Genomic DNA, 14,844 nt, shown 5'->3' with positions numbered 1-14,844 from the left:
AATCGGGCTTTTAGGGACAGTTGACCTTCCACTTAGCCGTCTCATTTCTTTTGCCATCTTGAAGTGGGAGTCTTACTGTCCCTTAATGCGGGATAAAAAATAACAAGGAGGAAAATAGATGAATAGCAGAAATCACCTAATCGATTTCATTAAGAAGGCAAAACGCAGCCTTACATTCGAATATGTTATCAGAATGCTGCAAACAGGTCTGTTGTTTGGATTAGCAGTGAGTGCTGCTATTCTGCTAATTTCCAGACTGTTTGTCTTACCTTTTTATCTCGAGATTGCACTGCTTTCGGGAAGTGTCGTGCTGTTTTCTGTATGTGTTTATGCATTTTGGAAGAGACCATCGACAGATGCTGCTATCCGAGAGTTGGATTCGTTTTTTAAGGATAATCTTCTTATCTCAGCTGTTTCGTTTTTAAAAGAAACGTCCGATTTAGCAAAAGGGCTTGTACAGAAGGCACTGGCGGATAGTAAGCAGGCGTATGAAGGCTTTAAAAAGAGGAAGAAGTTCTTCTTTAAACCGAAAACATTCTTCGGGATGCTTTTGATGCTGGCCTTCGTGCTTGTTCTTTACGCACTTCCATCTGCAACTCAGTTAGAGGCGAAGGATGTGGAGGAAGAAAAGAAAATTGTTCAAGAAATGAAAAAAGAGATAGAGAAGCTGGAGAAAAAAGATCTCCCCGAATCTGTGAAAAAAGAGGTCCAAGAGTTAAAGGAAAAGCTGAAGGATGCAGAAAATGCAGAGGAAGCTCTACGGGAGATCGTGAAAAAGCAGAAAGAGCTAGCGTTAAAGGAGCAAAAGTTAGAGGAAAAGAAGAAGCTTTCGGAGGAGGGCTCTGGTGAATCCTCTTTAACAGCCGAGGAGCAAAAAGAGCTAGCAGCGTTAGAGGATGCAAATCAGTCTCTTGCGAATAGTGCAGGAAACGCTCAAACCTCCCTAAGTAACATGGGGAAAAGACTTCCCTTCAACGCTGGAAATTTAGCTCAAGGAAACAGTCAGAGTACTAATAACCAAAGCAACAGTAATACTCAACAGGGACAAAGCCAGCAAGGAAACGGTCAGGCTGGCCAAAACCAAGGGCAACAGGGAAGCGGCCAACAAGGACAGGGTCAACAAGGTCAAGGGCAGGGACAACAAGGTCAAGGACAAGGACAGGGTCAAGGACAGGGTCAAGGGCAGGGTCAGGGTCAAGGACAGGGTCAAGGTTCAGGATCTGGCTCAGGTTCCGGTTCAGGTCAGGGTGGTAGTGGAGCTGGTCAAGGCTCAGGGGGAAGAGATTTACTTTCCATCCCTTCTAGAATCGGAGGCTCTGGATCCACAAGCGTGGATGGAGGAAAGCTAGGAGAAGGGCAAGCAGCTAGCGAGCAGGAGGCAGAGGGCCCAGTAACGAAAGGGACTGTAAGACCTTATGAAGAGGTAATTAATGAGTACAGTGACTCCTACCTCAAAAGCTCCCAGCGTATGCAGCTACCATCTGACTTACAAAGAATTGTTCAAGACTACTTTTCTTCAGTAGAAAACAATTAGGAGGAGCATATGACGTTAACAACAGAGGAATACGTAAAAATGAGTAAGCGACTCGAAGAAGTTCGAGAAGAAATTGGCCAATTTATCGTTGGGCAAAGGGAAGCAGTGGAGTTTTCTATTTATTGTGTGCTAGCAGACGGCCATGCTCTTCTAGAAGGGCTTCCGGGTCTTGGGAAAACGATGTTAATCCGAACGATATCCGAGGTGCTGGATCTTTCCTTCTCTCGTATTCAATTTACGCCTGACTTAATGCCATCGGATATAACAGGGACTAGTATGATTGAAAGAATGGAGAACGGCAAGCAACAATTTACATTCCAAAAGGGACCTATTTTCAGTCAAATGGTGCTTGCGGATGAAATAAACCGTGCTACACCCAAAACACAAAGTGCGCTTTTAGAGGCAATGGGAGAAAAAACTGTTACTGTGCTTGGGGAAACAAAGCAAATGGATAAGCCGTTCTTTGTTTTAGCGACTCAAAATCCAATTGAAATGGAGGGAACTTATCCACTACCAGAAGCGCAAATGGATAGATTCCTCTGTAAAATACTCGTTTCCTATCCAACCAAAGAAGATCTAATGGAAATTATGAAGAGAACGACAGGAGCTCAGGTAATTTCGCTTAAAAAAATCATGAATGCCGAGGAATTAATTCATGCTCAGCAGATGGTCAAAGAAGTATTAATTGCGGATGATATGCTAGAATACGCTGTCGATATTATCACTGCTACCCATCCTGATTCTACAAGTGTACCGGAAGTTAAACAATACGTTCAGTATGGCAGCGGTCCTCGTGGTTTACAAAGTTTGATTAAGCTTGCAAAGGCTCGTGCATTAGTTGCTGGAAGATATCATGTATCGATTGCGGACATTAAAACCGTGGCTAAGCCGGTACTTAGACATCGTCTGCTCTTAAATTATGAAGGAGAAGCAGAAGGTAAATCCGCTGACGATTTAATTGAGGTTATTCTACAAACGATCAAACAAGGACAATCGGTATGAGTAGTGAGCATTTAATACCGAGAGATTGGGCAGGCAAGCTTAGTCGCCTATCTATTGCCACTAAGTCAAAGCTACGTGGACAGCATAAAGGGTCCCATCGCTCTCAGCGTTTTGGTGCATCCCTTGACTTCTCTGATTTTCGTGAATACAATCCTGGGGATGATGTGCGTCAAATCGATTGGAATGTGTATGCAAGGACGGATAAATACTTTATTAAACGATTTTTAGATGAACAGGAAATGAGAGTTCATATTCTACTGGATTCTACTAAATCGATGGGTGGTACCCTAAAGTGGAGCTTTGCGAAGCAGCTAGTTATTTCTTTGGGCATGATTGTGCTGCAGAGGGATGATCGACTATCATTCTCTGTGGCTACGGAGGAGAAGGTTCTACCTTTTAGAAGAAAGGGAGCAACCTACCGACAGGCGTTCACGAAATTTGTGTCCGATATACCGGAGCCGACGCTGACGAATAGCTTTGCGAAGTCTGTCCCATCTCATTTGCCAAAGGATAGTACCGTTTTATTTATCGTGTCTGATTGCCTAGAAAAGCTTGAATATTGGGAAACACTTTTGCAAAAGCTACCGAAATTTGCTGGAGATATACGAATTCTCCAAGTAGTGACGGATGAAGAGCTTTCTCCTTCCTTTTTGGGAGATGTACAACTGGAAGATGTGGAAACAGCACAGCAACTCAATATTTCGATGTCTCCAAGAGTATTGGAAAACTATGAAAAAGAAATGCGTCAGCACCAGAGAGGCTTAGAATTATTATGTAGAAAATATGGTGTGAGAATTCAGCAGGTGAATGCGAACGAAGGGGTCTCCCATGTTTTATTTCATCAGCTAATGCGAGCAAACTGGGTACAATGAGGTGAGCAAATTTGGGGTTTAGTCAATTACCGTATTTATGGACACTTATCTTTCCATTAGCGGTTCTCTTGTATTATTTCTTTCGAAAAAAATATAAAAAGCAGGCTGTTTCCTCTACTCTCTTTTGGGAGGAGATAATGAAGGAAACGAAGGCATCTCCTTATTTGAAGCATCTCCAAAAAAATGCCTTGTTTTATCTACAGATGCTTGCAATGCTTCTGCTGGTGCTTGCCCTTCTTCAGCCATTTTGGAAAACGGAGGCTCTGGCTGGGGAACAAGTTATTTTCCTAGTCGATACCTCTGCAACGATGGAAACCTCTGTGGAGGGAGAAAGCTTACTTGAAATACATAAAAAAGAAATGCTTCAGTTAACCGAGCAATTATCAGATAAACCTTTTACCTTGATTACCACGGGCAACCAACCTAAAGTGGTCGTACGACAAAGTACGGATATAAAGGAAATAAAAGAAGCGATAGAAAAGCTTGCGTTAACCTATGAGGAAGAGAATATGCCCAAATCATTGGATTTTGCGCAATCCTTTTTTCAACAGAAGGCTACATCGGTTTATGTATTTACAGATCACCTAGATAAGCAGGCTCTTCCTTTACAATATGAAAATGTCACTTGGAATGTACGAGGCATACAAGCTGAGGTGACCAATCTATCGATTAAACGATTTGGAGCAACGAAAACGAATAATGGAATTGCCGCCTTAATTCAGATTGAAAATCAGTCAGATAAGGAACAGACGACCACTCTGATTATTTCAAATGAAGAGAAGGAAGTTAAAAGAGAGAAGGTAACCATTGCCGCTAATGAGACGACCACTCTTTCCTTTGATGATCTAGCAAGCTCATCCTATCTGAAGGCAAAAATAGAGAGTGCAGATTCCTATGCCTTGGATAATGAAATTCCTATTTATATGGCGGAGCAGCTATCTAATGTCTATGTGGATGGTAGTCTGCATTCGTTGGTGAGGACTGCATTTCAATCCCTTGATATAAATGTCAGTACGGTTCCAACCGAGCAAATTAATATGATTGATGAGGATGGAGTGCTCGTGACGAATCAGTTTAGCTCGATAGACCAGATAAAGAACCCTTCCTTATTTATTGGAAGAAACGATGAAATAGCAAAAGAGGCAAGTGGTTCGGTTTCCATGGAGGAGCATTCACTCTTTTCTTTTGCTGATTTAAGCAATATATACGTGGATAGTATTTATCCAAGTATAGAAGGCTATACAACGATTGCTAGAGTGGGAGAGGATCCCTTTATCCAGCTATCACCACGAGGGGATATTGTCGTACTAGCAGATATTCAAATGACAGACTGGCCACTGAACCCATCCTTCCCGTTGTTTATGTGGAGTGTGAAGGAACAGCTTTCTAATGGCAATGCATATCTTGGGACGTTCTCGCCAAACGAACGCAGACCACTATCGCTTGGTGGAACAAATGAATGGGAAATCTACACGATGGATGATTCCTATGAGTATTCCATTGAAAATGGAGGATCCTTTATTGCTCCTAAAAAGCCAGGGTTATATGTATTAAGATCAGGTGGAGAGGAAAGAAGCTTTTCTGTAGCTATTTCCCAAAATGAAAAAAATATAGTTAAGGGTAGCTCTTATACAATAGGTGGAGCAGAAGTAGAAAAACAGAAGGCATATGAGGAAAAATCCTTTGTACCTTATTTATTAATCGTGTTACTTGTTTTATTTGTCATAGAGTGGGAGGTGCAAAGAAGACGTGGATTTAAGAGTTGACCAACCACTATATTTTTTATTGCTCATCCCAATCGTCCTCTATTTCGTTTGGTTTTGGATCAAGCATAAGAAAACGCTCCGGAAGGAAGGGAAAACGGTATTCGTACTTCGTATCGTGGCGATTCTCTGTCTTATTCTTGGCCTAACAAATCTTTATCTTCTACTCCCAGTCAAGGAAGAACAGGTTCTTTTCTTGGTAGATAAATCAGCATCTGTTCAAGGCACTGAGCAGGAAGTAGTACGTTGGATTGAAAAGAGCTTGGAATCGAAAAAGGAAACTCATATCGTCGGGGTGTACACCTTTGCGGAGGATTTCCAATCGGAGGTTGCTATTACGGATGGCAAAGTAAATCTACCAGTCTTCTCTCCGATGAAGGAGCCAGGAAATACGGATATTGCCAGAGCATTGCAGCTGGCAACTGGCATTGTGGATTCTAATTTAGCAACTAGAATTGTGCTTTTCTCTGATGGAAATGAAACAGCTGGATCTGTAAACGACGAGCTGATGAAAATCTCCGGAGGAAATATTAGTATCGATGTCGTGCCGATTGAGCGAGTCTCTTCGGAGGATGTAGCAATTACGGAATTTGAAACTCCACCAGTTGCATTTGAAGGGGAACAGCAGCAGCTCAACGTCACACTGGAAGCAACCCAAAATGCAGAGGGGGAATTGCTATTATTCCAGAATGACGAGCTCTTGTTCCGAGAGCCAATTGTAATTGAGCAGGGAACGAATAGCTACACATTCCGAAATTCTGCAAAAGGTGAGGGGCTACTGAAATACGATGCTCAGGTAGTGATAGAAGGCGACGGACTGATTGAAAACAATAAGCTGACGAGCGTAACAAATGTGGAGAGCTCTCCAAGTCTATTGATTGTCAACCATGAGCGAGAGCATTCAAATATCGCAACTGTAATAGACCAACAGGCAATTCGCACGGATGTCATAGACGCTAGTGCACTACCTTACGATTTATCTAATTATCTCGCTTATGATGCAATCATCTTTGACAATGTGCCAGGACACGTCGTGGGAGAGGAGAAAATGACAGTAATCGAGCAGGCGGTTAAAAACTTCGGTGTTGGCTTTATGATGGTTGGAGGCAATCAAAGCTATGGACTTGGAGGCTATTTTAAAACGCCTATCGAAAAACTGTTGCCGGTAGAGATGGAAGTGAAGGGGAAGGAGCAATTGCCGTCCCTGGGACTAGTAATCGTAATGGATAGATCCGGAAGTATGTCCGGCTCCAAAATGGAGTATGCAAAAGAGGCAGCCGCAAGGTCGGTTGAGCTATTGAGAGAAGGGGATACCCTTGGCTTTATTGCGTTTGATGATCGTCCTTGGGAAATCATTGAAACTGCAACCATAGAGGACAAGGAAGAAGCAGTGGATACGATTCTCTCTGTCGGGGTAGGCGGCGGAACCGAAATCTATACGAGCTTAGCCTTAGCGGTTGAGAATCTTGCAGAATTAAAGCTTCAGCGAAAGCATATTATCCTTTTGACAGACGGCCAGTCAGCATCTAATAGTGCATATTCTGAGCTGTTAGAAACCGCTGGCGAGAAAAATATCACTGTTTCCACCGTTGCGGTAGGACAGGATGCGGATAGAGGCCTCCTAGAGAATCTTGCAGATTGGGGCTCCGGTACCTTTTATGATGTGGCAGACGAATCGACCATACCTTCCATTATGGCGAGAGAAACTGCGATGATCTCCCGAACGTATATTGAGGATAATCCATTTTATCCAATCATCTATGGGGAGCCTTCTTGGACCAGCCTATTTGCGAATGGGGTACCTCAAATGAATGCATATATCGCTACCACAGCCAAGCAAACTGCTTCGGTTGTAGCGGAAAGTGAAAAAGAGGATCCGGTTTTAGCGGAATGGATGTACGGCCTGGGTAGAACGATTGCATTTACTTCTGATTCTACAGGGGAATGGAGTGGAGATCTCGCAAGATGGGAGAACTGGGGAGATTTCTGGAACACTGCAGTGTCTCGTCTGCTTCCTTCCTATAGCGAGGTTCCTTTTACAATTCAAAAGGCTAGTGACGGAAGCTATACAGTCACAGATCCTACCGGTAAATCTTCATTTATTGAAGTTGCTGCGGTGAATGAAAAAGGAGAGGAGCTACCGGTCAACTCTGAGCCGTTATCTCCTGGAAAATCGAGAGTAACTGTCGATAGCGATCCGGGCTTAGTATTTTTCCGAATATCAAATGAAGAGAATGCAATTTACCAAGCCGGAATCTCGATCCCATACAGTGAGGAATATAAGGTACAAAAGCCAAACGCGGATTTGCTTGATATAATTGCAAGCAGTACAGGAGGTAAGGTACTAACTTCTGAAGCGGAAGCTTTCCGGGAAATGAATAACAAGAGCAGCGAAAGACAATCTATCCAGCAGTTTTTAATCTTGCTTGCGGTCATTCTCTTTTTCTTGGATATAACAATCAGAAGGTTTGGTTTCGCCCTATTATTGTCTCCTTTCCGAAGAAAGAAAGTGGAAGAACGAACTGAGCCAGTTATTACAAGCAACATGGAGCAGCTGATAAAGGCGAAGAAATAGAGATAGAATGCCAATTGGTCCGCTGGTGGAAAGCGAGAGCAGGAGAATTAGAACCCCCATTGTTAGCTGGGTCTAACAATGGGGTTTTTATGTGGGGTTTTAGTGCTTGCGATTATGCTGTTGGATCTTGCGATTAACCGAGGGTATTTTGCGATTAAGCAGGTCAATCTTGCGCTGAGGTTCTCCTGAGGAAGGGACTTGCGATAATAGAGTATCATCTTGCGATGAAGTGCACCACTACTTCGCTCAGTAGTGACCGATAATAGTAAAAAAGGAAAGGACTTACGATTCAATTGTAAGTCCTTTTTTCTCTAGTCTCTTATGCTTCTTCTTGGAAATAGATTTTATAATATTTTCGATTGGTTGCTTCGTCATAGCCAAGTTCAATCAACTGCTCGACTTCCTCCACGTTTTGCACATTTACCTGTATTTCAATGCTGGAGTCTAGCTTTATTTTTCTTTTATAGCTCTTTTCCGCTTTTACGATAGCTCCCTCTGATATGACGGTCTCGTATGGCTTCACTGCATTCACAATAATATCCTTTTGGACAGGGTCAGGCTTATCAAACACTGCTTCTACATAGTCGTCTACTTCAAACTCTTCTTCCTTTCGGAAATAATCGAGCGTTTTGTTCAAATACCCAAGTTTCTCGGTATTAGAGAAACTCTCTTCCTTTAAAATAAACTTCTTACACTCCGTTAAGGCAAGGTTTGTCTTGTAGAAGCTTTCATCTGCTATCTTAAGCTTTAGGAAGCGTTCTTGCCAATATACTACGTCTTCCTTTTTCTTTGTTTTGATGAAGACAGTTGGTGATTTGTCTGGACCATTGTCAACGATAACTGCCATGTTGTTCGCCTTTTTAACATTGATTCCGTCTACACCATGGATTTTCATGTTGTTTTCTTCATTCTTCACATCGAGATACATTTCTCTATCCTCAATTTTTACAATGGCTATCGCCTTCGTTGTTTCATTATGCCAAAAACAATTTTCAAACAAGCCAATGAAAAGCTCACCTTCTTTAATATTTGAGTGTTGAGAAACACTATGAAGATGAGTTGCTATATTTCTAGATTGCTTCAAGAAATTTTCTGCTGAATAAAAAACAGAATTTATATAAGTAAATATTTCATTTAACCCAATTTCGGTTTCATGAAAAAATTCATATTGCTGGTCAGTATCAATTTTGTGGAAGGCTAATTGTGTAAAAGCTGCTTCCAGTAGCACTTCAGGTTCTTTTTCTGCCTCATCACTCAAGATCAAGTTGTCACTCACATGATGGACGACATATTGCACTAATTTACTTTCGCTTACGTCTAGCATATCTTTCTCCTTCCAAAATCACGTATGAATGAATTTCTACCTTACCATATTTTCTTCTCCCTCGTAATAGAAATATGGAAGTCTGAAAAATGTTATTTTATGTAGGAATGAAGAACTCCTTCATCATTAAAAGCAGGAGGGTTGGGATAAATCAAATGAGAAGCAGACATGGTTCTATATTATGATTAGAATCATAACTTCTTTCTTTTTTGAACCTCAAGTTCCACGGTGTCGGACGCTTTCCCGACGGCTAACAGGAAACAGAGTTTTAACGGTGTGGCGACCAAATATCTAAAACAATTACCTTGAGTGGTTTAAAATATTAGAAAGCATCTATCAACAGAGAAATGAAGTTACGGTGAACAATATGATATTTAAAAAAGGAATTTAATTCCAAGTGCTGAAACATATGATACACTTGGATTATCTAAGTTTTCTGTTTAAGGTTATTTCTTTAATCAACTAACGGGGCAGGTTAGTTGAAGAGTGTTGTTTAATTTGTGTTCACAATCGGTTCATTTAGTTGAGTAAGCATTTTAACTACTTCTGAGGTGTTTCAATTTATAAGATTATTTATTTGTCTATGTAAACAAGAAAATGTAATCTTATTGGAGTGAATTTTATGGAAAAAGAAAATCGTTCGACAGCTTACTTAAAAATGCATAAAAATCCTAAGACAGATTTGAAATCAGATGAAGATTATATAAGATGGTCAGAAAACTGTCTCAACGAAGCGAATGCGTATTTTGAAGTATCAATTAGATGTAAGGATATGATTCTGAATGATTATAGGAACGCTTTTTTAACAAACGTTTCATTTGCATGTGAACTATATTTAAAATACTTGCTTTTAATTCAGAATATTGATTGCAGAAGGGAACATAATCTCTATAAATTATTTAAGAAATTACCTGAGAAAACACAAGATGATTTAAAGAAAAAGCACCCTTGTGGAAATATTTCCATAGATAAATTCGAACAAGAACTTGATGAAATTGGTCAAGCATATATGATTTTTCGTTACATGTACGAGCAAGGTAATATGGCTTATAATTTTTTGTTTTTGATGGAATTATTATTTACGCTCCATAGCTTAGTTCATAATAATAAAAAGGGTGATTGATTTTTATTTATCCTTTTTGCAGTAGAGGAGTAGTTAAAGTTCATGAGGTACTTAGGTAACTCTTTTTTCTTATAGAACTAACGGGGCAGTTTAGTTCAAAAAGAAAAGAAGCAACTATGCCGATGGTTTATATGTCGGTGTTATTATGGTGCTTGAACTAAGTCTGTAGAAAAGTTAAAATTAGTTATTGGAATATTCAGGGATTTTAGTTGATGTAATTTATTCCAAAAAGAAAAGGAGGGGAAAAATAAAATGAAAAAAATTATATATCTAGTGATGGCAATTATTATTGTTTCATTATCTTCTATTTATATTTACACTAATTTTATATATTATAATATTTCTCATAATCCTATTGAGGAATATAAATCTGAGAGCTATGTTGAATTTATAATCACCAAAAACCTTCCTGAAGGTGAGGAAACTAATGTAAAATGCCAAGATCCAAACGCTTGTAAGAAAGTTTTGGAGTATCTCGGCAGCTTAAACTTAAAACCTTTAAAAGATAAGACTGCAATTGAAATGCAAAACAATGAAAGTAATACGTATTACAATGGAAGGTTAAAGTTTGGAGAATCTGTTGCATCTGATACAATATTAATTTCTGATATATCTATAGATACACCTGATATAATTAGAATTAGTTCCTCCATTCCTGGTTTCAAAAGTGGATATTATAAGATTGAAGATTCAACTTTTGACTATAACTATATTTTGGATTTAATCGGGGAACCAGAAGAATAAACTGGGAATATAAATATCTTCAAACTTCTTTAACTACACTTTCAACATATAAAAACCCACTTGCACAGTAAGTTAAATGATATTGCGGATATTGGAAAGATTGTGAAATGATGTTCTTTTACTAACGGGTGCGTTGATCCAGGAAGGATTAACGCTCTTTTTGTTGGATTCCTTATTGTAGAAACGGGGCAGGTTAGTTGAATAGGATGTTTTGTTTTATTCATTTTTCAATACAGATAGACGTAGCGAGGAAAATCAATAATTTAATATTTATTTCGATGAACCATATCAATAATGAATTGTATAGAAGCTAGACTAAGTAATTGAAGTTAATCGCAATAAGTGATTAAAATCTTTACATTAACGGAACGTCAAGGATTAAGCTGTTAGATAAGGAGGGGATACTATGGAAAAAGTAACAATCAATTTAATCAATAGCTTAGATTTCTATGATAAGTGTTTATTAGGGAATGTTAATGAGAATTCATTTCGATATGAATTAATGCAACCAATGAAAACAATGTGGGATTATTTAAATGTACCATTAAAAGCAACGCAACCCAATGGATACGATGTTGTTATGGCATCGGAGATGTTAGGAATTTGGACTCCAAGAAAATCTATTCAACAAGTTAAAGATAATTTACCAAAACTTATAGAATCTAAAATTTTTGATGAATATCAAGAAGTTATTTTAAAAGGAATTTATGAATTTGAAAAGGTAGATTATTTGATTCCGCTAAAAAAAATCAACGTGTGTATTCTTTTAGGAGATGATGATAGTCAAGAAATGAAAGTAAATAATGGATATTCAGGCTTCGGTGGAATACCAGGATATATTATGCTAATGGTTATTCCTAATGATTTTAATAAGAAACGATTAAAATCTGCTTTAGCACACGAGTTTAATCATAATGTTCGTTTTACATTTGAGCCATTTAATCACGGTGATGTGACCGTGGAAGAATATATAGTCTTGGAAGGCTTAGCCGAATGTTTTGCTGAAGAAATGTACGGGCGAGAGCTTATAGGACCTTGGATTGTAGATTTTGATAAAGAAGAGATGGCATACTCAATTGAAGTGATAAAAGAGGGACGAAAGACTAAAGGTTTTGGTGAAGTAGCAGCTTATATGTTTGGGGATGAGGTTGCTAAAAAACGAGGGTATCATCCAGTTGGTTTATCAGAGAATGCAGGATATACAATTGGTTACCACTTGGTTAAGAAATACTTAGCCAACAGTAGCAAGAGTATTGCCGAAGCAACGCTGACTCCTACAGAAGAAATAATAACAGTCTCTAAATTTTTTGATTAAACTAGATTAAACTAAACCAGTTACTTTCGAATTGAATGTCTTTTCTTATGAGGCTAAAGGGGCAGCATTCCTGTAATGAAAGAAATAAATAGCTTCCTTATTTCATTAAGGGAAATCAACTTTGTGAAAGAATGTACTTACACTAAACCAGCTAATAGATTGTCAATAAAAATCTTTTAAAATAAAAATTACTTCATGCTATACTAAAAATGTGCAACGCAAATAACCCTCCGAATCTAATTTGGAAGGTTTTTGTTTTATTTGAAAAAGTTGTTACTAAAGCGTTTCTTGGAACGGTGTTTTTGTTTTTAACATCGCATAAATCCAGTGTAAAAGCTTATTAGCACATGCGATAATGGCTACTTTATAAGGCTTGCCCTCTTCACGTTTTAAATCGTTGAAGTCTCGTAATCGCTTATTTCGTGCAATGGTTTCATCCGTTGTTTTCTTTTTGCGACTATCTCGAATGGAACAGCGAACTGCTGTAAAAAGCATGTGGCGAAGCCTTGCAGAGCCTCGTTTAGTGATATGATTTTTCGTGCCTTTGAAACGACCAGATTCAAACACACTTGGATCAAGCCCCGCAAAGGCTACTAACTTTTTCGGATGATTAAACCGATCAATTTCCCCAATTTCTGAAATAATCGTGGCTGCGATTTTTTCTCCTACGCCGGGAATTGATTGGAGTAATTCATATTCTTCAAGTTGTGCCGCTAACTGATCAATCTCACGCTCCAACGTAGAAAGCTGTTGGTGGTACGCTTGAAGTAAATCAATATACATATTTAAACTAATTAAAAGGCTTTGATAAAGCGTTGATTTAAATGGATTACGTTCTGCAGCTTGGATTAATGCTTCGGCTTTTTCAAACGCCCATTTAGACGAACGTGCCTTACAGTGCGCATCAATAAATTGTGCAATCTCCTCTACACCTGATTCTAGGACTGATTCAGAGGTAGGGTAGGCCTGTAAGGTCTTTAAGGAGACCTCGGCGTATAAATCACCAAAAACTCCTTTGTACAGAGGGAATACTTGATCTAAGATGGCTTGAAATTGAAGCTTTGTTTGAACCATAATACTAGTCATATTTTCATGTTGCCTTGTCAAATGCCGAAGGTTTAGTAACTGAACCCCACGCTTTTTCTGAGGTTCTAAATCCTCCTTGTAATACAGCTCGCCTAAATGATAGGCATCTATTACATCTGTTTTCGTTTTTCGTAAGTTAGAGCTTTTAGCTCGATAAGATACTAACGGATTAACGATAATGACAATGTACTCTTTTCCTTCTAAAAACTGAACAACTGGCGCATGATAGTGACCCGTTGATTCCAATACAACTGGTGGTTTCATCCCTGTTTGACGCTCTAAATCTAGTAAATAAGCGTGTAACTCTTCTAGACCCTCCACCGTATGCTCAACCTTCACACTGCTTTTATAGGGCATTTTTTTATCCAAGAACATTTGAACCTGACTTTCACCTTTTGCGACATCCAGACCAACAACTGGATTCATAAACTATCTCCTCCTAAACGTAGTAACTCTATCTACCTTGTCATTCATATCTTCGCTTGTTATACGGGATCACCATGTCCCAACCAGCCTAATCATGTGTTAACAAGTAGAGGGCGAACAGTTTAGTTGTCGGGATCAAGTCCCACGGGGGCGTCCGTTCTACCCCGGCTACTATCAATCTATAAATTGAATAAAAAATAGTCAACCAGATTTCTCTGGCTGACCTTATAATACGAACGGGGGCGTTGATCCAAGAAGGGATTAACAATCTTTTTATTGAATTCCTTATTGTACAAACGGGGCAGTTTAGTGCAACAAGGACTATCGTCAGATTTACACGTAAAGAAGTGTTACCAAACGACGGTTTGGTAACTTGACTTATTATTTTATATTATTATTTTTTACGTTCTCACAAATCGCTACAACGTTAAAGACCCCAAAGACCGCTTTGGGAATGTATGTATAGTAGAAACTTAAATTAGAAAAGGCAGACAATTGTAACCTTTTATATTTTTAAGGGACTAATAAAGAAAGGAGGAATGTGAGATTAAAAATATTACTTTATTATTAACGATTGTATTAATGTCAATTGGTTTATTGGGCTGTCAAAATAGCGACGAAGTAGAGAAGGAGCAAGAATCCAATTATAAAGAAAATCTAAGTAAACATGCAGACAGCGGAAATCAAAGTAAAGTGGATACTATAAACTCAACATATAAAAGTAAAGATGTTTCCATTTCTATATTTGTTGAACAAGAAAGATACAGTCAGGGAGAGACGCCAGTTATTACAATAAGAAATGATGGCGAAACATTGGTGGACTACACAGGGGAAGGAACTATATTGGAATACTTACAAGATAACGTTTGGGTTGCGGCAGATAGTGATGCAGTAACATTGGATGAATTAAATGTTTTAGAACTTGGTCAGGAAATGGAACAGAAAATCCCGCCATCTATTTTACAGGAGGGTGTTTATAGGGTTGTTTTTAGATTCCATGTTAACAGCAATGAGGAGAGAAAAAGTAAAAGAGTAGCTGTTTCGTTTAACGTGGATTAACAGTTCTTAGTGAAATAAGGA

General features: G+C 38.9%; 11 protein-coding genes and 1 pseudogene. 10 read left to right on the top strand and 2 right to left on the bottom strand.

All coding sequences use genetic code 11. The features are described 5' to 3' along the window. Positions 1-118 precede the first annotated feature (118 nt). The 5 genes from AC1VU3_RS05105 to AC1VU3_RS05085 are packed head-to-tail and all read left to right on the top strand — an operon-like array spanning position 119 to position 7,746. A complete protein-coding gene (locus tag AC1VU3_RS05105) occupies positions 119-1,534 on the top strand; it encodes a hypothetical protein (protein ID WP_482982948.1) in 1,416 nt (471 codons plus the stop codon). Between the two features lie 9 nt (positions 1,535-1,543). Beyond that, complete coding sequence (locus AC1VU3_RS05100; protein WP_480388711.1) at positions 1,544-2,536, top strand: AAA family ATPase; 993 nt, start codon at positions 1,544-1,546, stop codon at positions 2,534-2,536. Next, entirely contained in the window at positions 2,533-3,408 is an 876-nt protein-coding gene (locus AC1VU3_RS05095) for a DUF58 domain-containing protein (RefSeq protein WP_482982947.1), read from the top strand. The genes AC1VU3_RS05100 and AC1VU3_RS05095 overlap by 4 nt, the downstream gene beginning before the upstream one ends. 11 nt (positions 3,409-3,419) lie before the next feature. Continuing rightward, positions 3,420-5,174, top strand: coding sequence for a vWA domain-containing protein (locus AC1VU3_RS05090; RefSeq protein WP_482982946.1), 1,755 nt, complete (start codon positions 3,420-3,422; stop codon positions 5,172-5,174). After that, the gene (locus tag AC1VU3_RS05085; protein WP_482982945.1) at positions 5,158-7,746 is read left to right on the top strand and encodes a VWA domain-containing protein; all 2,589 of its coding nucleotides are present in this window, start codon (positions 5,158-5,160) and stop codon (positions 7,744-7,746) included. Before AC1VU3_RS05090 ends, AC1VU3_RS05085 begins: the two co-directional genes overlap by 17 nt. A gap of 319 nt (positions 7,747-8,065) precedes the next feature. Here the strand turns inward: AC1VU3_RS05085 and AC1VU3_RS05080 are convergent, their stop codons facing one another. Further along, positions 8,066-9,070: a nucleoid-associated protein gene (locus tag AC1VU3_RS05080; protein WP_480388707.1), complete on the bottom strand. Its 1,005-nt coding sequence runs from the start codon at positions 9,068-9,070 to the stop codon at positions 8,066-8,068. A 261-nt stretch (positions 9,071-9,331) separates the two neighbouring features. On the opposite strand from AC1VU3_RS05080, the pseudogene AC1VU3_RS05075 reads away from it, so the two are divergent. The 4 genes and pseudogenes from AC1VU3_RS05075 to AC1VU3_RS05060 all read left to right on the top strand — a co-directional run. Continuing rightward, positions 9,332-9,514: pseudogene (locus AC1VU3_RS05075) on the top strand (IS1595 family transposase); the annotation flags it as partial. 178 nt (positions 9,515-9,692) lie between these two features. Next, positions 9,693-10,193, top strand: a complete 501-nt coding sequence (locus AC1VU3_RS05070) for a HEPN domain-containing protein (RefSeq protein WP_480388706.1) — start codon at positions 9,693-9,695, stop codon at positions 10,191-10,193. Between the two features lie 252 nt (positions 10,194-10,445). Continuing rightward, the gene (locus tag AC1VU3_RS05065) at positions 10,446-10,937 is read left to right on the top strand and encodes a hypothetical protein (protein ID WP_482982944.1); all 492 of its coding nucleotides are present in this window, start codon (positions 10,446-10,448) and stop codon (positions 10,935-10,937) included. A 406-nt stretch (positions 10,938-11,343) separates the two neighbouring features. Then, on the top strand, positions 11,344-12,252 hold the full coding sequence (locus AC1VU3_RS05060; protein ID WP_482982943.1) for a DUF2268 domain-containing putative Zn-dependent protease: 909 nt from the start codon (positions 11,344-11,346) through the stop codon (positions 12,250-12,252). A 276-nt stretch (positions 12,253-12,528) separates the two neighbouring features. Here the strand turns inward: AC1VU3_RS05060 and AC1VU3_RS05055 are convergent, their stop codons facing one another. Further along, positions 12,529-13,764: an IS110 family RNA-guided transposase gene (locus tag AC1VU3_RS05055; RefSeq protein WP_482982942.1), complete on the bottom strand. Its 1,236-nt coding sequence runs from the start codon at positions 13,762-13,764 to the stop codon at positions 12,529-12,531. 582 nt (positions 13,765-14,346) lie between these two features. Between AC1VU3_RS05055 and AC1VU3_RS05050 the strand changes: the two genes are divergently transcribed. Then, entirely contained in the window at positions 14,347-14,823 is a 477-nt protein-coding gene (locus AC1VU3_RS05050; protein WP_480388703.1) for an immunoglobulin-like domain-containing protein, read from the top strand. Positions 14,824-14,844: the final 21 nt, after the last annotated feature.

The sequence above is a fragment of the Psychrobacillus sp. Z16_25 genome (genome assembly GCF_056856695.1).
The sequence above is the reverse complement of the archived record's forward strand: the minus strand, read 5'-3'. Positions and strand labels throughout refer to the sequence as shown.

What these genes read in the sequence shown, in the direction of transcription:
- AC1VU3_RS05105 (WP_482982948.1), top strand. Translation starts at nt 119, where the DNA reads ATGAATAGCAGAAATCACCTAATCGATTTCATTAAGAAGGCAAAACGC.
- AC1VU3_RS05100 (WP_480388711.1), top strand. Translation starts at nt 1,544, where the DNA reads ATGACGTTAACAACAGAGGAATACGTAAAAATGAGTAAGCGACTCGAA.
- AC1VU3_RS05095 (WP_482982947.1), top strand. Translation starts at nt 2,533, where the DNA reads ATGAGTAGTGAGCATTTAATACCGAGAGATTGGGCAGGCAAGCTTAGT.
- AC1VU3_RS05080 (WP_480388707.1), bottom strand. Translation starts at nt 9,070, where the DNA reads ATGCTAGACGTAAGCGAAAGTAAATTAGTGCAATATGTCGTCCATCAT.
- AC1VU3_RS05070 (WP_480388706.1), top strand. Translation starts at nt 9,693, where the DNA reads ATGGAAAAAGAAAATCGTTCGACAGCTTACTTAAAAATGCATAAAAAT.
- AC1VU3_RS05065 (WP_482982944.1), top strand. Translation starts at nt 10,446, where the DNA reads ATGAAAAAAATTATATATCTAGTGATGGCAATTATTATTGTTTCATTA.
- AC1VU3_RS05060 (WP_482982943.1), top strand. Translation starts at nt 11,344, where the DNA reads ATGGAAAAAGTAACAATCAATTTAATCAATAGCTTAGATTTCTATGAT.
- AC1VU3_RS05055 (WP_482982942.1), bottom strand. Translation starts at nt 13,764, where the DNA reads ATGAATCCAGTTGTTGGTCTGGATGTCGCAAAAGGTGAAAGTCAGGTT.
- AC1VU3_RS05050 (WP_480388703.1), top strand. Translation starts at nt 14,347, where the DNA reads ATGTCAATTGGTTTATTGGGCTGTCAAAATAGCGACGAAGTAGAGAAG.